The sequence below is a fragment of the Saccharothrix longispora genome (genome assembly GCF_031455225.1).
GTDB lineage: Bacteria > Actinomycetota > Actinomycetes > Mycobacteriales > Pseudonocardiaceae > Actinosynnema > Actinosynnema longispora.
Genome location: NZ_JAVDSG010000001.1, coordinates 2,130,957 through 2,155,121, shown reverse-complemented (window position 1 = coordinate 2,155,121; position 24,165 = coordinate 2,130,957). Strand labels below are relative to the sequence as shown.

At 74.1% G+C, this 24,165-nt stretch carries 15 protein-coding genes; 10 read left to right on the top strand and 5 right to left on the bottom strand.

The window, feature by feature from the left end; translation table 11 throughout:
- Positions 1-16: 16 nt before the first annotated feature.
- A complete protein-coding gene (locus tag J2S66_RS08975) occupies positions 17-6,337 on the bottom strand; it encodes an SDR family NAD(P)-dependent oxidoreductase (protein ID WP_310306113.1) in 6,321 nt (2,106 codons plus the stop codon).
- The gene (locus J2S66_RS08970; RefSeq protein ID WP_310306111.1) at positions 6,334-10,299 is read right to left on the bottom strand and encodes a non-ribosomal peptide synthetase; all 3,966 of its coding nucleotides are present in this window, start codon (positions 10,297-10,299) and stop codon (positions 6,334-6,336) included. The genes J2S66_RS08975 and J2S66_RS08970 overlap by 4 nt, the downstream gene beginning before the upstream one ends.
- A gap of 444 nt (positions 10,300-10,743) precedes the next feature.
- On the opposite strand from J2S66_RS08970, the gene J2S66_RS08965 reads away from it, so the two are divergent.
- Positions 10,744-11,904, top strand: a complete 1,161-nt coding sequence (locus tag J2S66_RS08965) for a GTP-binding protein (protein ID WP_310306109.1) — start codon at positions 10,744-10,746, stop codon at positions 11,902-11,904.
- A gap of 31 nt (positions 11,905-11,935) precedes the next feature.
- Complete coding sequence (locus J2S66_RS08960) at positions 11,936-12,817, top strand: methyltransferase domain-containing protein (RefSeq protein WP_310306107.1); 882 nt, start codon at positions 11,936-11,938, stop codon at positions 12,815-12,817.
- Positions 12,818-12,877: 60 nt separating this feature from the next.
- Here the strand turns inward: J2S66_RS08960 and J2S66_RS08955 are convergent, their stop codons facing one another.
- The gene (locus J2S66_RS08955; protein ID WP_310306105.1) at positions 12,878-13,174 is read right to left on the bottom strand and encodes a hypothetical protein; all 297 of its coding nucleotides are present in this window, start codon (positions 13,172-13,174) and stop codon (positions 12,878-12,880) included.
- Positions 13,175-13,957: 783 nt separating this feature from the next.
- On the opposite strand from J2S66_RS08955, the gene J2S66_RS08950 reads away from it, so the two are divergent.
- The gene (locus tag J2S66_RS08950) at positions 13,958-14,422 is read left to right on the top strand and encodes a CobW C-terminal domain-containing protein (RefSeq protein ID WP_310306103.1); all 465 of its coding nucleotides are present in this window, start codon (positions 13,958-13,960) and stop codon (positions 14,420-14,422) included.
- A gap of 179 nt (positions 14,423-14,601) precedes the next feature.
- A complete protein-coding gene (locus J2S66_RS08945; protein WP_310306101.1) occupies positions 14,602-15,579 on the top strand; it encodes a squalene cyclase in 978 nt (325 codons plus the stop codon).
- 34 nt (positions 15,580-15,613) lie between these two features.
- On the opposite strand, the gene J2S66_RS08940 is transcribed toward J2S66_RS08945, so the two are convergent.
- Complete coding sequence (locus J2S66_RS08940) at positions 15,614-16,165, bottom strand: DUF6817 domain-containing protein (protein WP_310306099.1); 552 nt, start codon at positions 16,163-16,165, stop codon at positions 15,614-15,616.
- Positions 16,166-16,381: 216 nt separating this feature from the next.
- Here J2S66_RS08940 and J2S66_RS08935 point away from each other — a divergent pair, with 216 nt between their 5' ends.
- From J2S66_RS08935 to J2S66_RS08920, 4 genes are all read left to right on the top strand, one after another.
- Positions 16,382-17,257, top strand: coding sequence for a diacylglycerol/lipid kinase family protein (locus J2S66_RS08935; RefSeq protein ID WP_310306096.1), 876 nt, complete (start codon positions 16,382-16,384; stop codon positions 17,255-17,257).
- Positions 17,254-17,538: a hypothetical protein gene (locus J2S66_RS08930; protein ID WP_310315385.1), complete on the top strand. Its 285-nt coding sequence runs from the start codon at positions 17,254-17,256 to the stop codon at positions 17,536-17,538. The genes J2S66_RS08935 and J2S66_RS08930 overlap by 4 nt, the downstream gene beginning before the upstream one ends.
- 209 nt (positions 17,539-17,747) lie before the next feature.
- Positions 17,748-18,290 (top strand): hypothetical protein, encoded by a 543-nt coding sequence (locus J2S66_RS37110; protein ID WP_374726071.1) that lies wholly within the window; start codon positions 17,748-17,750, stop codon positions 18,288-18,290.
- 281 nt (positions 18,291-18,571) lie between these two features.
- On the top strand, positions 18,572-19,105 hold the full coding sequence (locus J2S66_RS08920; RefSeq protein WP_310306094.1) for a class I SAM-dependent methyltransferase: 534 nt from the start codon (positions 18,572-18,574) through the stop codon (positions 19,103-19,105).
- A 141-nt stretch (positions 19,106-19,246) separates the two neighbouring features.
- Here the strand turns inward: J2S66_RS08920 and J2S66_RS08915 are convergent, their stop codons facing one another.
- Positions 19,247-19,768, bottom strand: coding sequence for an nSTAND1 domain-containing NTPase (locus tag J2S66_RS08915; RefSeq protein ID WP_310306092.1), 522 nt, complete (start codon positions 19,766-19,768; stop codon positions 19,247-19,249).
- A gap of 512 nt (positions 19,769-20,280) precedes the next feature.
- Here J2S66_RS08915 and J2S66_RS08910 point away from each other — a divergent pair.
- Both J2S66_RS08910 and J2S66_RS08905 read left to right on the top strand, forming a co-directional pair.
- A complete protein-coding gene (locus J2S66_RS08910) occupies positions 20,281-23,373 on the top strand; it encodes an RHS repeat-associated core domain-containing protein (RefSeq protein WP_310306091.1) in 3,093 nt (1,030 codons plus the stop codon).
- A 15-nt stretch (positions 23,374-23,388) separates the two neighbouring features.
- On the top strand, positions 23,389-23,598 hold the full coding sequence (locus tag J2S66_RS08905) for a hypothetical protein (RefSeq protein WP_310306089.1): 210 nt from the start codon (positions 23,389-23,391) through the stop codon (positions 23,596-23,598).
- Positions 23,599-24,165: the final 567 nt, after the last annotated feature.

Below are 24,165 nucleotides of genomic sequence, written 5' to 3'. Positions count from 1 at the left end.
GCCTTTCGGGGGTTGATCACAGGAAGGGCTTGAGGGCGGCGTCGAGCGCCCGGGCGACGGTGGTCGCGGCGGGTGGCCGCATGAGCGAGTAGTGGTCGGCGTCGAGGCCGGTGACGTCGAGCGGTCCGGCGAGGTGCGCCGACCAGCCGAGGTCGGTCAGGTCGGGCGGGGTGTCGTCGACGCCCATGCCGATGCCGCTGTTGCGCGGGGCCCGGCGGTCGGCGCGCAGCAGGACGGTGCGCGTGGCGGGGTCGGTGTGCGGGCGCGGGGTGTGGGCGGCGAGTCCGGCGAGGTGGCGGGCGAAGACGGCGACCCGGTCGCGCAGGTCCTCCCGGGCGCCCAGGAGCCGGTGGGCGCGCAGCCGTTCGGTGGCCGCCTGCCGGCGCCGCTCCGGGGTCAGGGAGAGGAACGCGGACCGGTCGTCGCCGCCGAGGCCGAGGTCCACGTCGAGGTAGGCCTCCAGCGCGCCGAGGTGGCGGGCCAGCACCTCGCCCTCGACGTCGCCGGTCACGGGGGTGATGTAGGTGGGGTCGTTGGAGTCCAGCACCACCAGCAGCGCCACGTGCTCGCCCTGCTCGTGCAGCACGCGCGCGACCTCGTGGCCGAGGCTGCCGCCCATGGACCAGCCGCCGAGCAGGTAGGGCCCGGCGGGTTGGACGCGGCGCAGCACCCCGGCGTAGCGGCGGGCCAGCGCGGTGAGGTCGGTGGGCGCGGTGTGCCCGGCCAGGCCGGGGTCGGTGATGCCGACGACCGTGAGCCGCTCGTCCAGGTCGCGGGACAGGCCGCCGTAGCAGAGCACGTCCCCGCCGGACGGGTGCAGCAGGAACAGGGTGCGGTCGCCGGTGCCCTCGCGCAGGGTGACGGCGACGTCCTCGACGGGCCAGGCACCCCATGCGGCCGGGTCGGTCAGCTCGCGCAGGCGCGCGGTGTAGCGGGCGAAGGCCCGGTCGACCTCCTCGGGCGGCAGCACCGGTTCCAGGGCGTCCCACTGCACGAGCAGTTCGCCGCGCTGTTCGAGCACCTGGTGGTCGAGCCACGTCTGCGGGGTCTGGCTCAGCGCGCCGACCTGCTCGCCGGCCCACTGGAGGTCGCGGTCGCCGCCGATGACGTCGGCCAGGCCGATGGCGCTGGTGAACACCACCGGCACGGAGGTCACCTCGCCGGTGCGGGTGGCGCGTTCGGCCAGCACCTCCAGTGCGGAGAACTCGCGGTGGTCCAGGTCGGTGAACAGCGCGGCCTGGGTGCGGCGGGCGTGGCCGGCGAAGTCGGGCGCGGCGGCGCGGTCGGTCTCGTGCAGCAGCAGCGAGGTGAAGTCGCCGACCACGGAGTCCACGGCCGGGTGGATCGCGGGCCGGTCGAACAGGGTGAGCGTCACCGCGAACCGGTCCTGGCCGGTCCAGTCGCCCAGGGCGTCGGTGTAGGCGGCCAGCAGCGCCGCCGTGGGGGTGACGCCGTGCTCGGCCGCGGCGGCCTGGAAGGCCGCCCACCGGTCGCGGTCCAGGCGCACGGCCCGGCGGGTGAAGCGGGCCTGCTCGACGGCGGTGTCGACCGGCAGCGCGGGTGCTCCGGGGAGGTCGTCCAGGCGGGCGCGCCAGTGCTCGGCGGCGCGCTGCCACCCGGGGGTGCCGCGTCGGGCGTCGAGCGCGGCGACGCAGTCTGCGAAGGTGACGTCCACCTCGGGCAGGTCGGTGTCGGGGTGTTCGTAGAAGTGCTGGAGCTCGCGGTCGATGATCCAGTAGCTGGCGGCGTCGCAGATCAGCACGTCGACGCCGAGGAACAGCCTGGTGCGCCCGCCGGGCAGCCGGGCCGCGCGCACCTGGACCAGGGGCCAGCGGTCGGACGGTCCGGGCCGGCGGAACACCTGATCGCGCAGCCGCACCAGGCGCTGTTCCCGCTTGTCGTCGTCGGCGGCGGCGAGGTCGATGGTGCGGATGCGGTAGTGCGGGACGTGGTCGAGGACCTGCATCCGGCCCTGGCGGGTGGCGATGGCCCGCAGCAGCGGGTGCCGGGCGATGACCCGGTTCCACGCCCGCTCGTAGCGGTCGAGGTCCAGGTCGGGGCAGTCGTACTCCAGCGCGAAGTGGCAGGCGGTGCCGCCGAGGGCGTACCCGCCGTCGCGGCCGACCCAGTAGGCGTGCTGCACGCGGGTCATGGGGAAGGTGCCGTCGGCGTCGCTGCCGCTGCCCGGCACGACCGCCGCCGGTGCGGCGGGGGACGCGGTGGTGCCGGTGTGGGCGGCGATGTGCGCGGCCAGGCCGCCCACGGTCGGGTTGGCCAGCAGGTCGCGCAGCCCGAGGCGGGTGCCGTAGCGCTCGCCGAGGGCGGTGAGCATCCGGGTCGCCACCAGCGAGTGGCCGCCCAGGGCGAAGAAGTCGGCCTCCGCGGACCCGACGCGGACGCCGAACAGCTCCGACCACGTCCCGGCGACGACCGATTCCACCGGTCCCAGGTCGGTGTCGTTCCCGGCGGGCTCGACGGCGACGGCGGTGGCGGCCCGGCGCACCCGGTCGCGCAGGTCGGTGGTGGACACCGCGACGACGGGTGGCGCGTGCCCGGTGCGGCAGGCGGCGAGGACCGCGTCGAGCGCTGTCATGCCGGTGGCGGCGTCCAGGGCGAAGTCGAGGTTGACCTCGCGCTCGGTGCCCAGCGGCCCGACTTTCCAGGCGTCCCAGACCACGCTGGTCCAGCGGGGTTCCCGGTCGGTGCGGCCTTCGGCGAGGGCGTCGAGGAAGGCGTTGCTCGCCGAGTAGGGACCGGTGCCGATCCCGCCGACCAGGGTGCCTGCCGAGGACATCAGCAGCACCGTGCGCGGGCGGGCGTCGGCGGGCAGCGCGTCGATGGCGGCGCGCAGCGCGAGCGCTCCCCCGGCCTTGGCGTGCAGGTGGCCGTCCACCTGCTCCGGGCCGACCGACCGCATGGGCCGCAGGTCGGCCGTGGCCACAACGCCCGCCGCGTGCACGACCAGGTCCGGGCGCAGCTCGTCCAGCAGTGCCCTGGTGCTGTGCTCGTCGGCGGCGTCGGCCACCCGGACGCTCACGTCGTGCCCGCGCTCCACCAGGGTCCGCACGGCGGCCGCGCGCTCCGGGTCGTCGCCGGAGCGGGAGGTGAGCACGACCCGCGTGCCGTGGCGGGCCAGGTGCTGGGCCATGGTGAGGCCGACGTCGCCGAGGCCGCCCAGGACGAGCGCGGTGCCGCCGGTCGGCGGTTCGGGGGTCACCGGCCAGGGCGCGAGGGTGCGCAGGAAACGCGTGCCGTCCCGCAGCGCCACCTCGGCGCCGGGTCGGGTGCCCGGGTCGAGCAGGTCGGCCAGTTCCGCGACGAGGGCTGCGGCGGTGGAGCCGGTGTCGGGCACGTCGACGGTGCGCCAGGCGAGACCGGGGCTCTCCTGGGCGATCACCCGGGGCAGGGCGCGGGCGGTGGCGGTGGCGGGCGCGGGCCGGTCGCCCGGAACGACGCGGCAGGCGCCGGTGGTGACCTGGAACAGGAAGTCGGGGCGCGGGTCGAGCGCGGCGAGCGCCGCGTGGTCGAGGATGGCGGTGCGCGCCTCGGCGGGCGTCTCCCTCTCGCCGACCACGACGAGCACACCCCGCACGGGTTGCCCGGCCGCGTCGGCGACCACCTCGGCGCCGGCGCGCGTGAGGGCTTCGGCCAGTGGCGCGGCGTCGGTTCCGGTGACGAGCCACCGGCCGTCCACGCGGGCCGGTGGCAGCGGCGGCTGCTGGTGCCAGACCGGGACCTGGAGCAGTGCGGTCGCGGTCTCCTCGCGCGGTGCCTCGCGCGGTTCGACCCAGAGCGCGCGGCGCCGGAAGGCGTAGCCGGGTGCGGTGACGCGGCGGCGTCCGGGGCGGTGCAGGGCGGTGAGGTCGACGTCGACGCCGTGGGCCCACAGCTCGCCCAGGGCGGCGCGGCAGGCGGCCAGGTCGGCGCTCGTGCCGTCGGTGTCGAAGGTGGTGAGCGTGGCGGCCAGGTGCGCGGCGCCGTGCCGGCGGGCCAGCGAGGCCAGTGCCGCGCCGGGGCCGACCTGCACCAGCACCGTGCGGCGGGGCTCGGCCAGGGCGGTGGCGAGCGCGGCGGAGAACCGCACCGGCTCGCGCAGCTGGCGCACCCAGTGACCGGGGTCGGCGAACTCCGGTCCGACCGCGGCCGCGGTGAGGGAGCTGACGACCGGCAGTTCCGGTTCGCCGGCCCGCAGCGACCGCACGGCGTCCCGCATGGGGCCGAGCGCGGGTTCGATGAGCCGGGAGTGGGCGGCGGAGTCCAGGGGGAGGCGCGACACGCGGGCACCGCGCGCGGTCAGCGCCGCGGCGAGGGCGTCGACGGCGTCGGCGGGACCGGACACCACGCAGGCGTCCGGGGCGTTGACCACCGCGAGGTCGACGCGGGGGTGCTCGGCGAGCAGGGCCGTCACGTCGGCCTCGCCCAGCGGGACGGCCAGCATCGTCCCGCCGCCGGCGGCGCGGGCCATGGCGGTGGAGCGGACCGCGACCAGGCGGGCGGCTTCGGGCAGGTCGAGCGCGCTGGACACCACGGCCGCGGCGTACTCGCCGAGGCTGTGGCCGAGCAGGACGTCGGGGCGGACCCCCCAGGACGCGAGCAGGCGGGCGGTCGCCACCGAGACGGTGAACAGGGCGGGCAGCCCGGTGGCCGCGTCCTCGGCGAGCGCCTTGTCGTCGCCGAGGACGACGGAGCGCACGTCGGTGCCCAGCAGGTCGTCGAACAGCGCGGCGCACTCGTCGACGCTCCGGGCGAACACCGGTTCCCCGGTGTGGAGGTCGGCGCCCATGCCCGCGTGCTGGCTGCCCCCGCCGGGGAAGGCGAAGACGATCCTGGGCGGGGTGTCGGCGGTCGCGGGCGCGCCGAACCGGACGTCGCCGTCGGCGAGCGCCACGGCGGCCACGCGGTGCGGCAGGTGGGTGCGCCCGGACTGGAGGGTGTGCGCCACGTCGGCCCACGGCTCCCCCGGCGGCACGACGGCGGGCAGGGCCGCCTTCTCGTGCGCGGAGAACACGAGGACCTGCGGCCGGGGGTCGGGTTCGGCGGCCGGGCGGGCCGGTGCGGGGCCGATCAGCACGTGGGCGTTGGTGCCGCCGATGCCGAAGGAGCTGACGCCCGCGTGCGGCGGGGTGTCCCACGGGCGGGTCTCGGTGACCACCTCGAACGGCGAGCCGGTCAGGCCGAGCTGGTCGTTGAGCGGGTGGGCGTGCAGGGTGGCGGGCAGGGTGCGCTCGTGGACGGCGAGCACGGCCTTGATGAACGAGGCGATCCCGGCGGCGGAGTTGGCGTGGCCGATGTTGCTCTTGACCGACCCGAGCCCGCACCACGCCGGCCCGGTGCCGCCGAACGCCTTGCGCAGCGCCGCGACCTCGATCGGGTCGCCGATGCGGGTGCCGGTGCCGTGCGCCTCGACGTAGCCGACGTCGCGCGGGTCGATCCCGGACACCGCGAGCGCTTCGGCGATGACGCGGGCCTGGCCGCGCACCGAGGGCGCGGTGAACCCGGCTTTGTCCGCGCCGTCGTTGTTGACCGCGCTGCCGTGCAGCACCGCCAGGACGGGGTCGCCGTCGGCGAGGGCGTCGTCGAGCCTGCGCAGCACGACGGCGCCGACGCCCTGGGAGTAGACGATGCCGGTGCCCTCGGCGGAGAACGCCCGCACCCGGCCGTCGACCGAGAAGATGCCCTCGGGCACGTACCGGTAGCCGTGGCCCTGCGGGACGATCAGCGACACCCCGCCGGCGAGCGCCATGTCGCACTCCCCCGCCAGCAGCGACTGGGCGGCGACGTGCACGGCGACCAGCGACGTCGAGCAGGTGGTGTTGAGGCTGATCGCCGGGCCGGTGAGGTCGAGCCGGTAGGCGGTGTGCAGCGGCAGGTAGTCGGCCTGGGTGGACATGGCCGTCTGGAGGCTGCCGATGGGGTCGAGCCCGCCGCCGGTCGGGTCCCACCGGCCGGCGAGGTTGCTGGTCAGGTAGGAGCTGTGCATGGCACCCGCGAACACCCCGACGGAGTCGACGCCCGCGCCGCCGCCGTGCCCGGCCTGCTCCAGCGCCTGCCACGCGCACTCCAGGAACAGCCGCTGCTGCGGGTCCATCAGGGCGGCTTCGGCGTCGGTGAGGCCGAAGGGCAGCGGGTCGAACAGGTCCTGCCCCTCGATGATCCCGCCGACGGGGACGTAGTCGGGGTGGCGGCGCAGCGCGGCCGGGACGCCGCGCGCGTCCAGTTCGTCGTCGGTGAACCGGCGCAGTCCGCCGCGCCCGTCGCGCAGCAGTTCCCAGAACCGCCGCGCGTCGGGAGCGCCGGGGAAGCGGCAGGCGACGGCGGTGACGGCGATCGGGCTCATCGGGCCACCTCGCCGGCGAGGACCCGCGCGGCACGGCGGCGGGCCGCCGCGTCCTGCCGGTCGGCGGGTGCCACGCTGGTCGGTGGCGCGGGGGTCGGTGGCGCGGGGGTCGGCTCCGGGGTCGTCGGGGCGCCGCCGCGCCGCCGCCGGGTGATGAACAGGGCGAGGTCGCGGACCGTGGGGTTGGCGAACAGGTCGACCACGGTCAGCTCCGGCGCCAGTTCGGCGGCAAGGCGGCGGTGGGCGAGCACAAGGGTGAGCGAGGTCGCGCCGAGGCGGAAGAACGGCGTGGTGGCGTCCACCGGTGCCTTGAGCAGGTCGCCGACCACGTCGGACACCGCCCGCTCGACGGCGGGATCGGCTCCCTCGACGACCGGGACCGCGTGGGTGCCCGCGCCGTGGCGGAGGTCCCCGCCCAGGGGGTCCCCTGCGTTCACTGTGCCACGGGGGTCCGACATTTCCGGGCGGTCGCGGGTGACCGTCGGCGGGGACACGGCGGCGGGCGGGTGTCCGAGGTCCACGGCCAGCAGGCCGGAGTCGGGCAGCCGCTCGACCAGGGCAACACCGGAGGCGGCGGCGTGCTGCCGGACCTCGTGAGCCCACTCCGCCGCGGCCGTCAACGCCTCGACCGGCGCCAGCGCGCCGGGGGTGACGGTGATGGTGACCCCGAGACCGCGCCGTTCGGCCGACCCGAGCAGCGCGCCGAAGCCGTCGACGACCGGCGCGGAGGGCGTCGGTCGTTCGACCGGCGCGGCGGGAACCTGCGCCACGGCAACGGCTTCGGTGGCGGCGGGCCGGGACGCGGTGGGCGCGGAGGTGCGGCGGTAGGGGTTGCCCAGCGCCGCGTAGTCGATCTTGCCGTTGGCGGTGACCGGGAACTCGGGCAGGTGGACGAACCTGCTGGGCACCATGAACTCCGGCACCGAGGAGCGCAGCAGCGCGATCAGGTCGTCGTCACCGGGCGGGGACGAGGGGTCCGCCGGAGCGACGAACGCGACCAGGCGCGGCCGGTCGTCCGGTCCGGGCACCGACTTCGCCACCGACTTGCGCACGCCCGGCGCGCGGTCGAGCACGGATTCGACCTCGCCGAGCTCGATGCGGTGCCCCCGGATCTTGACCTGCCGGTCGACGCGGCCGAGGAACTCGATGGTGCCGTCGGTGCGCCAGCGGCCGAGGTCACCGGTGCGGTAGAGCCTGCGCCGCAGGACGTCGTGGTGGAAGAACCGCTGCGCGGTCTGCACCGGGTCGCCGACGTACTCGCGGGCCAGGCCGTCGCCGCCGATGTGCAGCTCGCCGTCGACGCCGACCGGGCAGGGCCTGCCCTCGGGGTCGAGCACGTGGAAGGACTGGCCGGTGAGGGCGCGGCCGTAGGGGATGCTCGGCCACGCGGGGTCGACGTCGCCGATCGGGTGGCAGATCGACCAGATCGAGCCCTCCGTCGCCCCACCGAGCGAGACGACCCGCGCGTGGGGTGCGAGGGCGCGCAGGCGGTCGGGCAGGGTGACGGGGATCCAGTCGGCGGACAGGAACACCAGGTGCAGCCGGCTCAGCGCCGCGCGGGCCAGGTCGGGGTCGATCTCGGCGTACTCGACCAGCATCTCCAGCAGCGCCGGGGCGGTGTTCCACACCGTGACGCGGTGCTCGGCCATGAGGTCGAGCCAGTGGCCCGGGTCGCGCTGCCGCTCCGGGTCGGGCAGCACGACCGCGCCACCCACGCCGAGCAGCGTGAAGACGTCGTAGACCGACAGGTCGAAGCTGAACGCCGACAGGCCCAGGACGCGGTCGTCGGCGTCCAGGGGGAACCGCTCGGCGAGGTCGTCGAGGGTGGTGCGCACGGCGCGGTGCTCGACGGCGACGCCCTTGGGGGTCCCGGTGGACCCGGACGTGAAGATGGCGTACGCCAGATCGGAGGGCTCGGCGCGCCGCGGCGCGGCCTCGGGGCCGGCGAGCACGCCGTCCGCGTCGAGGCGGTGGACGACGACACCGTCGGGCCAGTTCGTGGTGGTGCCGGGGGCGACGACGGCGTGCCGGACGGAGGCGCGTCCGCACAGGGCGGCGACGCGGGCGTCGGGCCACCCCGGCTCGACCGGTACGTACCCGGCGCCGCTGCGGTTGACCCCCAGCACCGCGACGACCTGGTCGATGCCCTTGTGGGCGACCACGGCCACCAGGTCGCCGGGTCCGAGTCCCGCGCCGGCCAGCACGGCGCCGACGCGGTCGGCCCGGTCGGACAGTTCGCGGTGCGACACCACGCCCCCAGGGGTGATCACCGCCGGTGCGTCGGCGTGGGGGCCGGCGGCGGTGCGGGCGGGGTCGTCCAGCAGCGGGCCCGCGTCGGGGAACGGCGTGGCGGTGAGCGGCGCGTCGGGCAGGAAGGCCGGGTCCCAGCCCAGCGCCGGGTCGGTCCACGAGTCGTCCGCGTGGGCCAGGCGGCGCAGCAGCCGCACGTGCGCGTCGCGCATGCCGTCGACGAAGTCCGGGGCGAGCGCGCCGTCCACGGTGTCCCAGGCGATCTTCAACCGGCCCGCCTCGTCGTAGACGATGTGGTCGAGCAGCACCTGCGGGGTCTGGGACACGCCGAACACCTCGCGCCCCAGCCAGTCGGTGGGCGCGGGTCCGTCGCCGGACAGGCCGACGCCGCTGGTGAACACCACCGGGTGCGCGGGCGCCGCGTCCAGGTCGCCCGGCCGCTGCGCGACCTCCATCCCGGACACCGAGCGGTGGTCCATGTCGGACCAGAACCGGCGGTTGACGGCGACCGCGTAGTCGGCGAACCCCCGCCACGCCGTGAGGTCCGGCACCGCCACGTCCACCAGGACCGTCGAGGTGAAGTCGCCGACCACGTGCTCCAGGCCGGGTGTCCGATCGGCGGCGGCCAGGTCGGCCCGGTCGAACAGCGTGGTGTTGAGGCTGAACGGCGCGGTGGCGCCCCACCGGTCGAGCACCAGCCCGAACGCGGCGAGCAGGACGCCGGTGGGGCTCAGGCCGTGCCCGGCGGCCCGCTTGCGCAACGCGGCCCACTCGGTCTCGTCGAGCCCGGTCTGCCTGCGGGTGAACCGGGGCACGCCGAGTTCGGCCGCCGGGCGCAGCCACGGCAGGCCGGGGCCGGGCGGCAGGCCGCGTCCCGACCAGTAGCGGCCGTCCGTCTCGCGCCTCCGCTGCTCCGCGGGGTCGTCGGCGCGGCGGCGCACGAACTCGGCGAAGGTGGTGGTCTGCTCGGGCAGCGCGGCGTCCGGGTCGGCGACGAGCGCGCCCCACTCGCGGATGAGCTGGAACCAGCAGCCCAGGTCGACGGTGAGCACGTCGATGCCGACGTACAGGCGCGTGCGGCCGTCGGGCAGCAGGGCCGCGCGGATGTCGAACAGCGGCCACCGGTCGGTCGGCCGCACCTGGTGGGAGGACTCGGCGCGGATCGCGTCCAACGCCGCGTCGACGTCGGCGGCGTCGCGCAGGTCGACCCGCTCGAACCGGTAGGCGGGCACGTCGGTCAGCACGCGCTGCCGTGCGTCGGGGGTGATCACCATGCGCAGCATCGGGTGCCGGGCCACGACGCGGTTCCACGCGGCCTCCAGCGCCGCGAGGTCCGCCTCCTGGTCGTCGCCGGGAACGCGGTCGTACTCGTGGTAGAAGAACGTCGCCACGCCGCCCAGGGGGAACAGCGGCTCGCGCCCCACCAGGTAGGCGGACTGGATCGGTGTCAGGGGGAACGGCTCGTCCGCGCCGGGGTCCCGTTCGCCGGCGGCGACGCTGCGCACCGTGGCGCGGCCGAGGAACGCCGTCAGCGGCAGGTCCACGCCGAGGTCGGTGAGCAGCCTGCGGCGCAGTCGCACCGCGGTGAACGACTCCAGGCCCAACTCGCTGAGCAGAGCGTCCACGTCCACCTCGGTCTCGACCAGACCGAGCACGTCGGCCACGCAGGCGGTGACCGAGGTGACATCAGCGGACACGGGTGCGGAACTCATACGTCTCCTCCGGGAGCAAGGCGAGGGGCGCTCGGGTGACGCCTGAGTTCCTACAGGACAACGACAATCATTTCCATCAGTTCGCCGACATCGGAGGCGAACTGGGCCGTTCGGCCCATCGGCGACCCCGCCTCCGTCCGCTGGATGGCGCAACCGACGTGCGCGGTCCCGAAGACGCCACCCGGCGCCCACCCCCGGAGGCCGGAGGCGTTCCACGCCGGACGAGAGCGGTCGCCCCCGCACCCTCTCGACCCCCGCGTACCCGGCGGGCTAAACTGATGAAAACGATTGTCATTTTTCGCGGAGTCGACGTGTCCTCACGGCGCCGCCGCCGAGAACGGCCGCGGGTGGCACCGCTCCCCCACCCCGCCGAGGCCGTCGACCGACCGGGTGCGCTCCACCGGTCGAGCGGAGCACGTCCGCCCTCCCCACCCGGAGAACCCCATGACCGCAGATCCCCGCGTTCCCGTCACCGTCCTGTCCGGCTTCCTCGGCGCGGGCAAGACCACCCTGCTCAACCACGTGCTGGCCAACCGCGAGGGACGCCGGGTCGCCCTGGTCGTCAACGACATGAGCGAGGTCAACATCGACGCCTCGCTGGTGTCGGGCAGGGGTGGCGAGCGCCTGGTGGAGCTGACCAACGGCTGCATCTGCTGCACCCTGCGCGAAGACCTGCTCGAGAGCGTCGGCGCGCTCGCCCGCGAGGGCCGCTTCGACACCATCCTCATCGAGTCCACCGGCATCTCCGAGCCGATGCCCGTCGCGGCGACGTTCGAGTGGACCTTCGAGGACGGCACCAGCCTGTCCGACCACGCGCGTCTCGACACCATGGTCACCGTGGTCGACGCCTCGACCTTCATGGTGGAACTCGAACGCGGCGACCGGCTCGACGAGCGCGGCATCTCCGCCGGCGAAGGTGATGAGCGCGGCATCTCCGACCTGCTGGTCGACCAGGTCGAGTTCGCCGACGTGCTGGTGCTCAACAAGACCGACCTCGCCACGCCCGACCGGCTCGCCACCGTGGAGGCACTGCTGCGCGAGCTCAACCCGAACGCCCGGCTGGTCCGCTCCCACCGCGGCGTGGTCGACCTGGCCGACGTGCTCGACACCGGCCGCTACGACCCGGTCACCGCCGCCACGTCACCGGGCTGGGCCGAGGAGCTGGCCGGGTCGCACACCCCGGAGACCGAGGAGTACGGCATCCGCTCGGCCACCTACCGGGCCGACCGGCCCTTCCACCCCGCCCGGCTCGCCGCCGCGCTGGAGGACTGGCACGACGTGGTGCGCAGCAAGGGCTTCTGCCACATCGCCAGCCGCCCGCACACCCTCGCCGTGTGGTCCCAGGCCGGGCCGAACCTCACCATCGAGCCAGGTGAGCTGCTCGACGGCCACACCGCGCGCCAGGAACTGGTGTTCATCGGCGTCGGCCTCGACCGCGACGAACCCCGCCGCCGCCTCGACCCCGCCCTGCTCACCGACGACGAACTGGCCGGCGGCCCGACCGCGTGGCGGCGGTTCGACGACCCGCTGCCCGCCTGGGACGACCTCGACGCGCACGACCACGAGCACCACTTCCCCCTGCCGCGGCACACCGCGCAGCTCTGACCGGACGACACCGGGGAGCAGGACGGCGACGATGACCACGACCGCTCCACCTGACGGCACCGGAACGTCCACCCGGGAACCGGTGGCGGCCGAGGCGGTCTTCCTGGCCGCCCACTCGTCCCTCCTGGCACCGCTGCGCGTCCGCCCGGGCGACGTCGTCGCGGATGTCGGGCCGGGCGCGGGCGCGGTCACCGTCGTGCCGGCGCGCGGGGTCGGGGACACCGGCCGGGTCCACGCCGTGGACAACGACCCGGCCATGCTCGACGCGGTGCTCCGCTCGGCACGGGAAGCAGGCGTGCGGGACCGCGTTCGGCCGGTCCTGCACGACCTGGACGACGGTCCGCCCCTGTTGGAGGAGGCGGTGCGCGCGGTGTGGTCGGCCGCCTGCGTGCACCACACGAGGGACTGGGGCGCGGCGGTGGCGGGCCTCGCCGGCCTGCTGCGCCTGGGCGGCACCCTCTGCCTCGTCGAGGGCGGGCTGCCCGCGCGGTGCCTGCCCTGGGACGTGGGCGTCGGGCGCCCCGGGTTGGAGGTGCGCCTCGACGAGGCGCACAACCGCTGGTTCACCGCCTGGTCCGAGGCCCGGCCCGGTCGGGTGCGCCGGACCGGGGGCTGGCCCGACCTGCTGACGGACGCCGGACTGACCGGCGTCACCAGCCGCAGCGCACTGGTCGACGTGCCCGCCCCACTGCCCGGGAACGTGCGCGACGTGGTCCTGGGGGAACTCGCCGCCAGGGTCGACCGGGCCCGCCCGCACCTGGCGGACGAGGACGTCGCGGCGTGGTCGCACCTGCTCGACCCCGCCGATCCCGCCTGGCTGGGACGACGTGCCGACCTGGCGCTGCTCACCGCCCTCACCGCGCACCGGGGCAGGGCGCCGCACCCGGGACCGACCGGCGGCCCGGCGACGTGAGGACGGCCGCACCGCGGGACAGCCGTCCGGCGTCCCGGCGGGTGGGACCGCGACCGCGGGTCAGTGCTCGTCGTAGTGCTCACCGTGGACGGCGTGGCGGTGGCCGTCGTGCAGGTAGTCGACGTGGTCGCGGTGCGGGACCGCCACGTGGCCGCAGCCCTCGCCGTGCGCGTGGTCGTGGTCGTCGTGGGCGCCGTGGTCGGCCGGTTCGCACTCGTCGAAGTGCCCGTCGTGCCCCCGGTGGAGGTGGCCGTCGTGCACGTAGTCGACGTGGCCCTCGTGCGGCAGGGCCACGTGGCCGCAGCCCTCACCGTGCGCGTGCTCGTGGTCGGTGTGCTCCAGGTGTGCGGTGGTCATGGGGTTCCGCCTTTCGGTACTGCCGGGGCGTCAAAGCACCTGGATGTCCCAGTGCTCGTGACCGAGCGCAACAACACATTAGGTCATGCGCATGTATGCCGCATGTCGCACGCTCACCCGAATGCCGGCACCGCCTCGGCCGGTCACCATTGTATTGACAATGGTTTTCATTTACAGTGCCCGCATGGGCACCTCCGTCGTTCTGGTCACCGGGTCGGAAGAGCACGTCGTGGCGGAGGAGGTGTGGCACGCGCTGCCGGGCGCGGTACTGGTCCGCCACGACCTGCGCCGATTGTCCGACGGCGTCGTGCGCCGCTGGGTCGACGGCCTGCTGACCGAGCTGCACCTGGAGCACGGCTGCGTGTCGTGCACGATGCGTCACGACCTGCTGCCGCTGCTGCGGAGCCTGGACGGACCGGTGGTGGTGCACCTGGACCCGGCGCTGGAACCCGAGGCGGTGTGCCTCGCGCTGACGGACGAGCCGATCCGCGTCACCGCCGTCGTGACCGTCGTCGACCGGGCCACCTGGCTCTCCGACGCGACCGGCGGTGAACTCCTCGCCGACCGCGGCCTGGGCGCCGCCCCCGGTGACGACCGCACCGTGGCGCACCTGGTCGTGGGCCAGGCCGAGTTCGCCGACGCGCTCGTGCTCACCGGACCGGAGGACGACGGGTCACCGCGGTCCTCGACCGGCTCAACCCGACCGCCGCACGGCAGGAACTGGCCCACCTGGACGTCCCGGCACTGCTGGCCGCCATCCCCGCCGATTCGCGACGGGGCGAGGTGGACGACACCTTCGGTCCCGTGCTCCACGGCGAACCGCCACGCGAGCCGGCCCACGGGGTGCACCTCGTGCACTTCACCGCCCGGCGCGCCTTCCACCCCGCGCGCCTGGAACGGGTCCTCGTCGCGCTCTGCCGCGGTGCCGTCCGCATCCGGGGCCGGGTCCGGTTGGCGAGCCGCCACGACACCGCCCTGTGGCTGGAAGCGGCGGGCAGGTCACTGCGGATCGGGGAAGCGGGCCCGTGGCCGGCCGCGGTGGACGACCGGCCGCGGACCACCGCGACCGGCTGGGACCCCCGCACAGGCGACCGCGCCCAGGAACTGGTGGTCGTCTCGCACCGCTCCTCGCCCGAGGTGGTCGCCTCCGCCCTGCGGGAAGCGCTGCTCACCGACGAGGAGTGCGCACTGGCGGCCGAACTGCGGTTCGCCGACCCCTTTCCCGGATCGCGCGAACAGCTCACCTGAGCACCGCGGCGGAACAACCGCCAGTCCATCACCGGCTCGGGCGAGGAGGTCCGCCCTCGGAAGCCGGTGTCGTCGACCGCCGAGGCGCTCGGCCATCTCCTCCGGCGTCACGCCGGCGATGGCCACACCACCACAGGCCACCCTCAACCGACCTGACGAAGCTCCATTAAGGTCGCGCCATGGTGACCGGCGACGTGCTCGCGTGGCTCCTCGACTCCGATCCGGCGCTGCGCTGGCAGGTCGAGCGAGACCTCGCGGGCGAACCGCCCGAGGTCTGGGAGGCGACCCGGGCCCGGGTCGCGACCGAGGGTTTCGGCGCGCGACTGCTCGCCCTCCAGGACCCCGACGGCCGGTGGGCCGGCGGCGCGTACTTCCCCGCCGGCTTCGAGTTCGGTGCGGCGGAGACCGAGGGGCAGCCCTGGACTGCGACGACCTGGTCGCTGAACTCGCTGCGCGAGTGGGGTCTGGACGCAGCGGTCCTGCGCGAGCGCCGCACGGCCGAACTGCTCGCCGAGCACTGCCGCTGGGAGTACGACGGCCTCCCGTACTGGGGTGGTGAGGTCGACTGCTGCGTCAACGCCTGGACGGTGGGGAACGGCCTGTGGCTCGGCGCCGATGTCACCGGCGTCGTCGACTGGTTCGTCGAGCACCGACTGCCCGACGGCGGCTGGAACTGCGCGTGGGTCGAGGGCTCCAGGCGATCGTCGTTCCACTCGACGCTCAACTCCCTCACGGGGCTGCTCGCCCACGACGCCGCGACCGGCGGCACGGACGCGACGCACGCCGCCCGGCGTGCGGGCGAGGAGTACCTGCTGCGGCGTGGGCTGTTCCGCCGCCTGTCGACGGGGGAACCGGTGGCGCCGTGGGTGGACCGCTTCGCCTACCCGTTCCGCTGGTACTACAGCGTGCTCAACGCGGCCGAGTACTTCCGCCGGGCCGCCCTTCTCGACGGCACACCGCCGGACCCGCGCATGGCCGCCGCGATCGAGCGGGTCCGGGCCGCCCGGCAGCCCGACGGCACGTGGCTCCAGGCCCGCCGGCACCCCGGGCGGGTGTGGTTCGAGGTCGACGTCCCGGCTGGCGAGCCGTCGAAGTGGCTGACCCTGTTCGGGGCGCGGGTGCTCGACTGGTGGGACTCCGGGACGCACCTCGGCTGACACCGAGGCGGACCGATCGGCGGAGTGCTCCTCGTCAGCCTGCCGTCGCGGTGCTGAAGTCCAGAACCCGCTCGGCCTCGGCTGTGACCCTGGCAGAGGCGACCGGGGCCCAGGAGGTGAACAGCGTTCGGAAGTAAGCGCCGTGATTCTCCGCCACGGTCGGGTCCTGTTCGACCACGTCCAGTTCGTTGACGATGCTCAGGTCGACGAAAAGACGCAGCCGGTGGGAATCCAGGCGCTCGCTCGCGCCCGTGAAGCGGTTCCGGACCTCACCGGTGCCGACCAGCCGCGGCCAGGTGAGGCCACGGTCGCACGCGCCGTAGAGGTAGACCAACCTCTCCGCCGACTCACCGATGAGGTCCCGCAGCGTGGCGCGGTCGGCGGGATCGATCAGCGCGAGGTCGAAACCGTCCGTGCCGTACACCGCGTGCGCCAAACCGGCCAACCGCACGTCGGCACCCAACCCCAGCCGGCCGAGGCTGTCGTGGACGCGTGACAGGTGGGCGTAGAGGGTGCCACCGGGGTGATCGATCGCCTCGGCTCCGTGCTGACGCAACCGTGCTCGCACACCCTGCACGGGGCTCATGGCTCGATCGTGGACCCGCGGGTCCACGGCGGTGGACCCTGCCGAGCCGCACCCGCGTCGGCGACGCGGGCGGGGATGTGATCGGCCTGGCCGGGTTCGCAGTGCTTTGCGTGTCACGTTCGCGTGTACGTTCGCCTGCCGGAGGGCATCCGGTCCGGTGTCGACCTCGTGAAGGCGGTTCGGGTGGATCCATGGCGTGACAGGCTTGGTGTGGCGGTGGTCGTTCATCCGGTCGCCGTGGTGGACCACTCCGGATTTCGGGACCTGGTGTCCCGCACCGCCCGGGAACGCGGCTGGTGCGAGCCGCGGTGGTTCGAGACCACCCCTGACGATGCCGGGTCGGGGGTGACGGCACTCGCCCTGCGCGACCACCCGCGGCTGGTCCTGGCGTGTGGTGGAGACGGCACGGTGAACGCGGTGGCCGCCGGGTTGGCGCACACCGGGGTGGCGATGGGAATCGTGCCGATCGGCACGGGGAACCTCGTGGCCAGGAACCTGGGGATCGGCAGTGGGGTGGAGGACGCCGTCACGTCCGCGTTCGACGGGGCGGACCGCCGCATCGACATGGGTCTGCTGGACGGACGCCCTTTCGTCGGCATGGGCGGGATCGGCTTGGACGCGGAGATGGTCCGCGACACCTCGCCCAGGATGAAGCGCCTCCTGGGGTGGCCTGCGTACGTGCCGGCGGTCCTCAAGGGTCTGAGATCGGGGGCCAGTCGGGTGGCTGTCCGGTTGGACGACGGTCCTTGGCTGACCCGCCGCGTCCTGGGGGCGGTCGTCGGCAACATAGGTGCCTTGCAGGGCGGGGTCTCCCTCCTGCCGGAGGCGGATCCCGCCGATGGGCTCCTGGACCTGGCGTTGCTGCGTGACGTGCGCACCAGGGGTTGGCTCGTCACGGCGGGGCGCCTGATCGGTTCCCGCCGGGTGGACGGGCCGGCGGTGGAGCGGTTCCGGTTCCGACGCCTGGAGTTGCGCGGCAGTCGCACGAAACCGTTCGAGGTCGACGGAGAGGTCTGCGGGACGACCAGGTCGCTGAAGGTACAGGTGGACCCCGGAGCGCTCGTCGTCAAGGTACCGGGCCCAGCCGGGTGACCATGCACCACCTGAAAGCCGTCGTCGTGCCCCGCGCCGAGCGGGTGGATGCGGCGACAGGTGCCGCGCAGGCTGCGGAACAGCACGGTGAAGTGGTTGTCGGCCGGGTCGCCCGCCGGTGCGGGACCGGTGCGGGTGGTGCAGACGAACCGGCTGTAGTGCGGGTCGTCGCCATCGGCGGTCTCCGCGTGGCCGGGGCGCAGGTGGTCGCTGCCGTGGTTGTGCAGCCGGGCGATCCCGTCCTCCGCCGTGGTCCGGACGAGGAAGCCCGGCGTGGGTAGGGGCAGGCCCGGCACGTGGTCACGCTCCTCGACCGGGGCGGTGGCCTCGACGTCGGTCCACAGCGGGTCGTCCGGTCCGGCGAGCGTGGAGCGGGACAGCCCTGGGGGTGCGATCGGCGTGAAATCGCAGCGCCGCTGATCAGAGCGCGCCGGATGGCGAGGTCGAAGGCATCGCGGACCAGTTCGGCGCGCACGTCTTCCGCCATCGCGTGCCCGACCACCTCGCGGTCGTGCAGGTCGATCACCGTGGCCAGGTGGAGCCGGCCCTCCCCCGTGGGCGGGTAAGCGATGCCGCCGACCAGCCGGCGGCCCCGGCGGCGCAGCGCGGCGACGATCCGCGGACGCCCACAGGCACCCCGGTGACCGGCGTGGACCTCGACGATCCCGGCGGCCAGGTGCTCGTCAGCCTCGGCCCGCCGCGTCCTGGCCGGGACGGCGGCGAGCCATTCGCAGAGGTCGGGCAACGACGCGACCTCCTGCGCAGAATATGCGACGCCTTGCGGAGGACGCCCTTCTCCAACCCCGGTTCCGCCACCCGCTTGCGCAGTGCCCGCAGCTCCGCCCGGTTCACCGCCGCCGCCATGTCGACCGGTCCGACGAACGGCCGACGCGACGGCGTCCCTGCGGAACTCGGTGGTGCGACCTTCCGCAGCGCGACGCTCATCGCGCTCGACGAAACGCAGGACGCCCCGACCCGGCCGTCCGCCGTTCCTTCCCGGCAGGGCAGGGCTCGTGCACCCAGGTCCCCGTAGGCGATATCCGGTGGACGGGGTCGTGCGGGCGCGGGCACGGTGGCGGGTGTGAACCCCGAGACGTCGTGGAACAGGCGTGCCTGGGAGTCGGCCTCGGAGAAGCACGTCCGCGAGTACGACGACCTGCTGGCGCAGGCGCGGAACCGGTCCTCGCTGGTCCCGCTCGAACTCGACCTGCTCGGGCCCGTGCTGGCCTCGTCGCCCGCGGTGGTGCACCTGCAGAGCGGGCACGGCCTGGACGACGTGGCCCTGGTGGGCGCGGGGGCGCGGGGGCGCGGTCCGTGGTGGGTGTCGACTTCAGCGAGGTCGCGGCGGCGGCCGCGCGGCGTCGTGCCCGGGAACTCGGGGTGGACTGCCGGTACGTGGTCGCCGAACTGCCCGGGGCTCCCCTGCGCGACGGGTGCGCCGACCTGGTCTACACGGGCAAGGGCGCGTTGATCTGGCTGTCGGACCTGACGGCGTGGGCGGGTGACGTCGCACGGCTGCTCAAGCCGTCGGGGCACCTGTTCGTCCACGAGGCCCACCCGATGGTCCCGCTCTGGACGTGGGATGAGGACGAGCCCCGCGTCCGACCCGATCGCGGCTACTTCGACCGCGACCACGTCAACGACACGTTCCCGGCCAACGGGGCGGTGGAGCGGCAGGTCACCCTGGCCGAGATCGTCATGGCCGTTCTCTCCGCGGGGCTGGAGATCCTCCACCTGTCGGAGCACCCCGAGCCGTTCTGGCGACCCGACGGCGTCGAGGCGGCGGCGTGGCGGGGGCGGCTGCCGAACTCCTTCGCGCTGCTCGCACGACTGGAGACCCGAGCCTGACCAGGCCGTGAGCCGGGCTCGTGACGAGCTTGCGGGAACGGCGACAGCCAGGAACACCTGGGGCCGTCTTCCCCACGCGAGCGGGGTGGTCCCGAACGTCGAGTGACCGAGGTGCTCACCGACCTTTCGTGCGAGCGGGTCTCACCGGCCTCGAACGGCGCCTGCCTGCCGGTGCTCGGGTCGCCGGTCGGCCCACACGTCCCGTGTGTCGCTGTGGGCACGTGTTCCGGCGTCCTCTGCCGGGTCCTCGGAGAACAGCGGCAGCGCGGTGGCCGCGTCGATGAGCGCTCTGGCGTGCGCCTCCCGTTCTTGGGCGGTCCGCTGCGCCCGCAGCGCCCACGTCGTCGTGCCGGCCAGCACGAGCGTCACGGCGGCGAACACCGCAGTGAGCCGTCGCAGTTGGCGCGTGCGACGCAGTTGCCCGGCGCGCGCGGCGCGGTCTGCGGTGATGCCGGCATCGAGGAATTCTTGCTCCAGCGCGTTGAAGGAGCCACCCCGCTCGCGCCAGGGGACCGCCACGTCGAGTTGGACACCACGCAGCAGCGCGCCGAGGTCCCGCCACGACGCCGACCAGGTGCGCGCGGCCTCGGCAAGCCTGTTGCGCAGACGAATGTCCTCGCGGTCGTCGTCGAGCCAGGCCCGCAGCCGGGGCCAGTGCAGCACGCTGTACTTGTCGTGGTTGTGGCCCGGTCGGCGTGCAACCGTCGGGTGGACGTCGTCGGGTTGGCACTGGTCGACGTCACCGTCGGGGACACACCACGCGCTTAGGTGGTCGGATGGTGCTCGGATGGTGCTCGGAGCCCACCCTAGTGCGGTCGACGGGGCCCGGTCCGGTTCGGGCCGGGCTTCACCGGCCGCACCGAGGACGAGTCCACGAGGCGATCCCACCCCGGCCGTCGCCGTGACGCGGCAGCGCGGTCGCCCTGTGCCTGTGGGCTGTCCCGCCGGCGGGAGACTCCACCGTTGTCGCTCTTCCCCCCTTGGACGCCGAAGGTGAGCAGGTCACGGCGATCTGCTTCGCCGAAGACGGACTGGGCCATGGGGGTGAAGCTGTCGAGCGCGGTTCCGCGCGGTGGTGGACCCGTCCGTGCCGTTCGTATGCTCGGACGTGACGCCCGCGAGCACTTGGGGGTGCTCGGCCAGGAGGGCGCTGTACCAGGGGGGACAGACCGATAATGAGACGCAGTTCGCTGCGTGGCCCTGTGCTGCGCACGTTCACCGCAGCCGTGGCCGCACTGCTGCTTCCGGCCCTGCTGACGGCCACCGGTCAACCGGCGGTGGCGGCTGTCGACGCGGTGCCGGAACCGCCCGCGTGGGTGCCTTCGGCCACCGTGGACCGGGAACCCGGCGGTGTGGAGGAGCCGGACCGCCCGTGGACGGCTCCGCGGCCGGCGTCGGGCGGGGAGCAGCGCGCCGCGGCCACGACGCCGGAATGTCCGGGCACGACGTCGGAGCTGGTCGACTGGCACCGCGTCAGCGACTCCCTCAAGGTCGGTGTCGACCTCGTCAGCGGGGAGCTGCGGGTCGTGGCGCACGACCTCACCGTGCGCGGCACCGGCCTGGACCTGTCGGTCGACCACGTGCACGAGGGCAGCACGTACTCCTCGACGCTGGGCGGGTGGATGCTCGGCACCGGCCCGGACATCGGGTTGGCGACCGAGTTCCAGGACGAGAGCGGCCACCTGGAGCTGTGGGGCGCGAACGGGTGCAGCTGGGACTTCCCGAGGCGCGCCGACGGCGGCTACGACCGGGCGCCGGGTCTGCCGGCCTCCTTGCAGAAGCTGCCCGGCGGCAAGTACGTGGTCACCTTCGACCGGACCGGTGAGACCTGGTTGTTCACCGCGAGCGGGTGGCTGGTGTCGCAGGCCGACCGCAACGGCAACAGCATCACCTTCCGGTACACCACCCGCGGCGGGCTCGCGTCGATCACCGACACGCAGGGCCGGGTCACCTCGTTCACCAACACGCCCACGGGCCTGCTGGGCGCGGACATGATCCAGTGGATCACCGACCCGTCCGGCGCGAAGTTCGGCGACTTCACCTACTCGCGGACCGCGCCGAACAGCCTTCCCTACCTGACCGCGTTCACCGACCGGGGCGGGAACCGGATCGAGATCGGCTACCTTCCCGACACGTCGGGGACCATCAGCACGATCACCGACGCCCGCGGCGGCGTGCACCGGATCGAGCACGACGGCGCCAGGGTCTCGACGATCACCAAACCCGGACCGGACGGCCCGCTCACCACCACCTACGTCGACGAGGGCTGGGTGGGCAGCCCGGTGACCGTCACCGACGCCAACGGCCACGCCTCGCGCTACGAGTTCGACGACCAGGACCGGCCGGTGTCGGTCACCGACGCCCTCGGCCACCAGCGGAGCACCACCTGGACGGCCAACAGCGACGTCGCCTCCACCACCAACGCCCTCGACCACCAGGTGAGCTACAGCTACGACACGCTGAACAACCCCACCGGCAGCAGTCAACCCACCGGCGCCACCAGCGCCGTCGGCTACACCTCCTCGGCGCACCCGCACCTGCCCACGCTGGTCACCGACCCGTCGGGCAACAACCTGTCGCGCGAGTACGACGACGCCGGCAACCTGCTCAAGGTCCGGTCCGACGCGCTGGACATCGACGTCGCCACGTTCGGCTACAACGACCCCAACGGCACGGTGTCCTACCGCGTCGACGGCAAGGGCGAGCACACCGACTTCACCTACGACACCGCGGGCAACCTGATCGAGGTCGCGCCTCCCGCGCCCGCCGGCGCGACGTCGTACACCTACGACTCGCTGTCGCGCATCACCAGCGTGACGGACGGCAACGGCGTGCGCCTCGACTACGGCTACGACGCCCTGGACCGCGTGACCTCGGTCAAGCACGGCGCGACCGTGCTGCAGGCCAACAACTACGACGCCAACGGCAACCTCACCAAGACCCAGACGCCCACCGCTACCCGCACGTTCACCTACGACCCCCGCAACGCCCTGGTCGAGACCCGCAAGGGCGCGGAGACGATTACCTACCAGCGCGACGCGGTGGGCAACCTGGTCGCGCTGACCACGCCCAGCGGCACCGCCCACTACACCTACGACGCCGCGGACCGGCTGGTGGAGCTGGACGACGCCTTCGGTGGCACGACCACCTTCGCCTACGACGCGGCCGACCGGCGCACCGCCACCACCTTCCCCGGCGGGGCGACGCAGACCAACACCTACGACACCTCCGGTCGCCCCACCGCGCTGCGCGTCACCTCCGCCACCGCGTCGGAGCTGATCAACGCCACGTGGCGCTACAGCCGCGCGGACGGCACCGACACCGACAAGGTCCAGGTCCGCACCCGGGCCGGCGGCACCACGACCTACCGCTACGACGCGCTCGGCCGGCTGACCGGCGCCAACTCCGGCACCTACACCCACGACGCCGCCGGCAACCTGCTCTCCGGCGAGGGGCACACCTACCAGGTGGACGCCGCCGACCGGTTCACCCAGGTCGACGGCTCCGCGGTCGGGTTCGACGCCGCGGGCAACCTCACCTCCAGCGCCTCCCCTGCCGGCACCTTCACCTACAGCCCCGCCAACCAGCTGATCCACGGCACCACCAGCGGCCAGACCACCCTGTCGCTGAGCTACGACACCGCCGACCAGACGCAGCCGGCGGCGATCACCGAAACACCGCCCGGCGGATCGGCGACCACGCACGTGTTCACCCGCACCGCACTCGGGGTATCGGAGACCGTGGACAACGGCGCGCGCACCGGCTACAGCCGTGACCCGGAAGGGCTGCTACTGGGTCTGCGGACGCCCACCGGTGCCCGTTACGGCGCCGTCACCGACCACCAGGGCAGCGTCCTGGGCCTGGTCGACACCAACGGCAACCTGGCCGCCAGCTACGTCTACAGCCCCTACGGCGCCGCGGTGACCACCAACGGCGGCGCGATCGCCGACGCCAACCCGTTCCGCTGGCTGGGCGGCTACCGCCTCCAGGGCGGCGTGTACGCCCTGGGCGAGCGCTTCTACAACCCGACCTACGCGCGCTTCACCGCCCCGGACCCCACCGGCCAGGAGATGAACCCCTACGCCTACGCGCAGGGCGACCCGGTCAACCTCAGCGATCCCACCGGCACGGCCCCCAACGCCTGCGACGTCTCCGCCTTCGGCACCGCCGTCGGCTGGACCGCGGCGGGATTCCTGATCCCCGGCTACAACGTCCTGTTCACCGGAGCGGCCGTCGGCGTCGCCTTCACGGCGCTGTGGGTCTGCTGACCAGGAAGGAGAACGGTGCGACGCCACGAACGCGACCGACGACCACCGCCACCGGGCCTCACCGGCCTCGAACGTCGCGCCTACCTGCTGGTGCTCGGGTCGATGGTGCTCAACCTGGTGCTGCTGCTCACCGGCGCGGTGCCCAGAGCGGTGAGCTACGCGGTGTTCCTGACGCTGGCCGTCGCCGCGGCGGTCGTGGCGATCCGCAGCAGGACACGTCGATAGCGTGATCCGCGTCGTGGCGTGCCCGGTGGGTGGGTGAGGGCACGCCACGACGCGACCGCGCCGCCGAGGTGGGCGGCCGATCGCGTCGTGTGACACCTGCTGTGCCTACCGGCCGGGTACCGGTGCGTCAGGAAGTTCGACGTGGCCACATCGGTTCCGCGTGCCCGGTCACGGTTCCGCCGGGTCGATCGAGGTAGCTGGCGGTGTGGACGGCGCCGAACGGTATGCCGAAGAGCGACCCGACGGCGAGTTCCACGGTGACCGCCCCCTTGTCGTCCCGGTTTCGGCAGGTGCAGTTCATGAGTGCGCCGTGGGAACGTGCGGCGATCACCAACTTTCCGTCCTCACGCAACCACGCGGGGCCCAGGACGAACGGCTCGGGAGCGCTCGTCATCCCGGCGCAGTGCGCGAAGGCGGGCTCCACGATCGCCCGGACCGCGGTGCCCGAGTACGGTTTCGCGTGCCCCGCGGGGGGTCGTCGGCCCGGACAGGGAGCACCACGCCGACAGCGCGGCCACTCCCGCGAGCGCCGTGCCGGCTCCCAGGACCCGGGACATCGCCGCCTCT

What these genes read in the sequence shown, in the direction of transcription:
- J2S66_RS08975 (WP_310306113.1), bottom strand. Translation starts at nt 6,337, where the DNA reads ATGAGCCCGATCGCCGTCACCGCCGTCGCCTGCCGCTTCCCCGGCGCT.
- J2S66_RS08970 (WP_310306111.1), bottom strand. Translation starts at nt 10,299, where the DNA reads ATGAGTTCCGCACCCGTGTCCGCTGATGTCACCTCGGTCACCGCCTGC.
- J2S66_RS08965 (WP_310306109.1), top strand. Translation starts at nt 10,744, where the DNA reads ATGACCGCAGATCCCCGCGTTCCCGTCACCGTCCTGTCCGGCTTCCTC.
- J2S66_RS08960 (WP_310306107.1), top strand. Translation starts at nt 11,936, where the DNA reads ATGACCACGACCGCTCCACCTGACGGCACCGGAACGTCCACCCGGGAA.
- J2S66_RS08955 (WP_310306105.1), bottom strand. Translation starts at nt 13,174, where the DNA reads ATGACCACCGCACACCTGGAGCACACCGACCACGAGCACGCGCACGGT.
- J2S66_RS08945 (WP_310306101.1), top strand. Translation starts at nt 14,602, where the DNA reads ATGGTGACCGGCGACGTGCTCGCGTGGCTCCTCGACTCCGATCCGGCG.
- J2S66_RS08940 (WP_310306099.1), bottom strand. Translation starts at nt 16,165, where the DNA reads ATGAGCCCCGTGCAGGGTGTGCGAGCACGGTTGCGTCAGCACGGAGCC.
- J2S66_RS08910 (WP_310306091.1), top strand. Translation starts at nt 20,281, where the DNA reads ATGAGACGCAGTTCGCTGCGTGGCCCTGTGCTGCGCACGTTCACCGCA.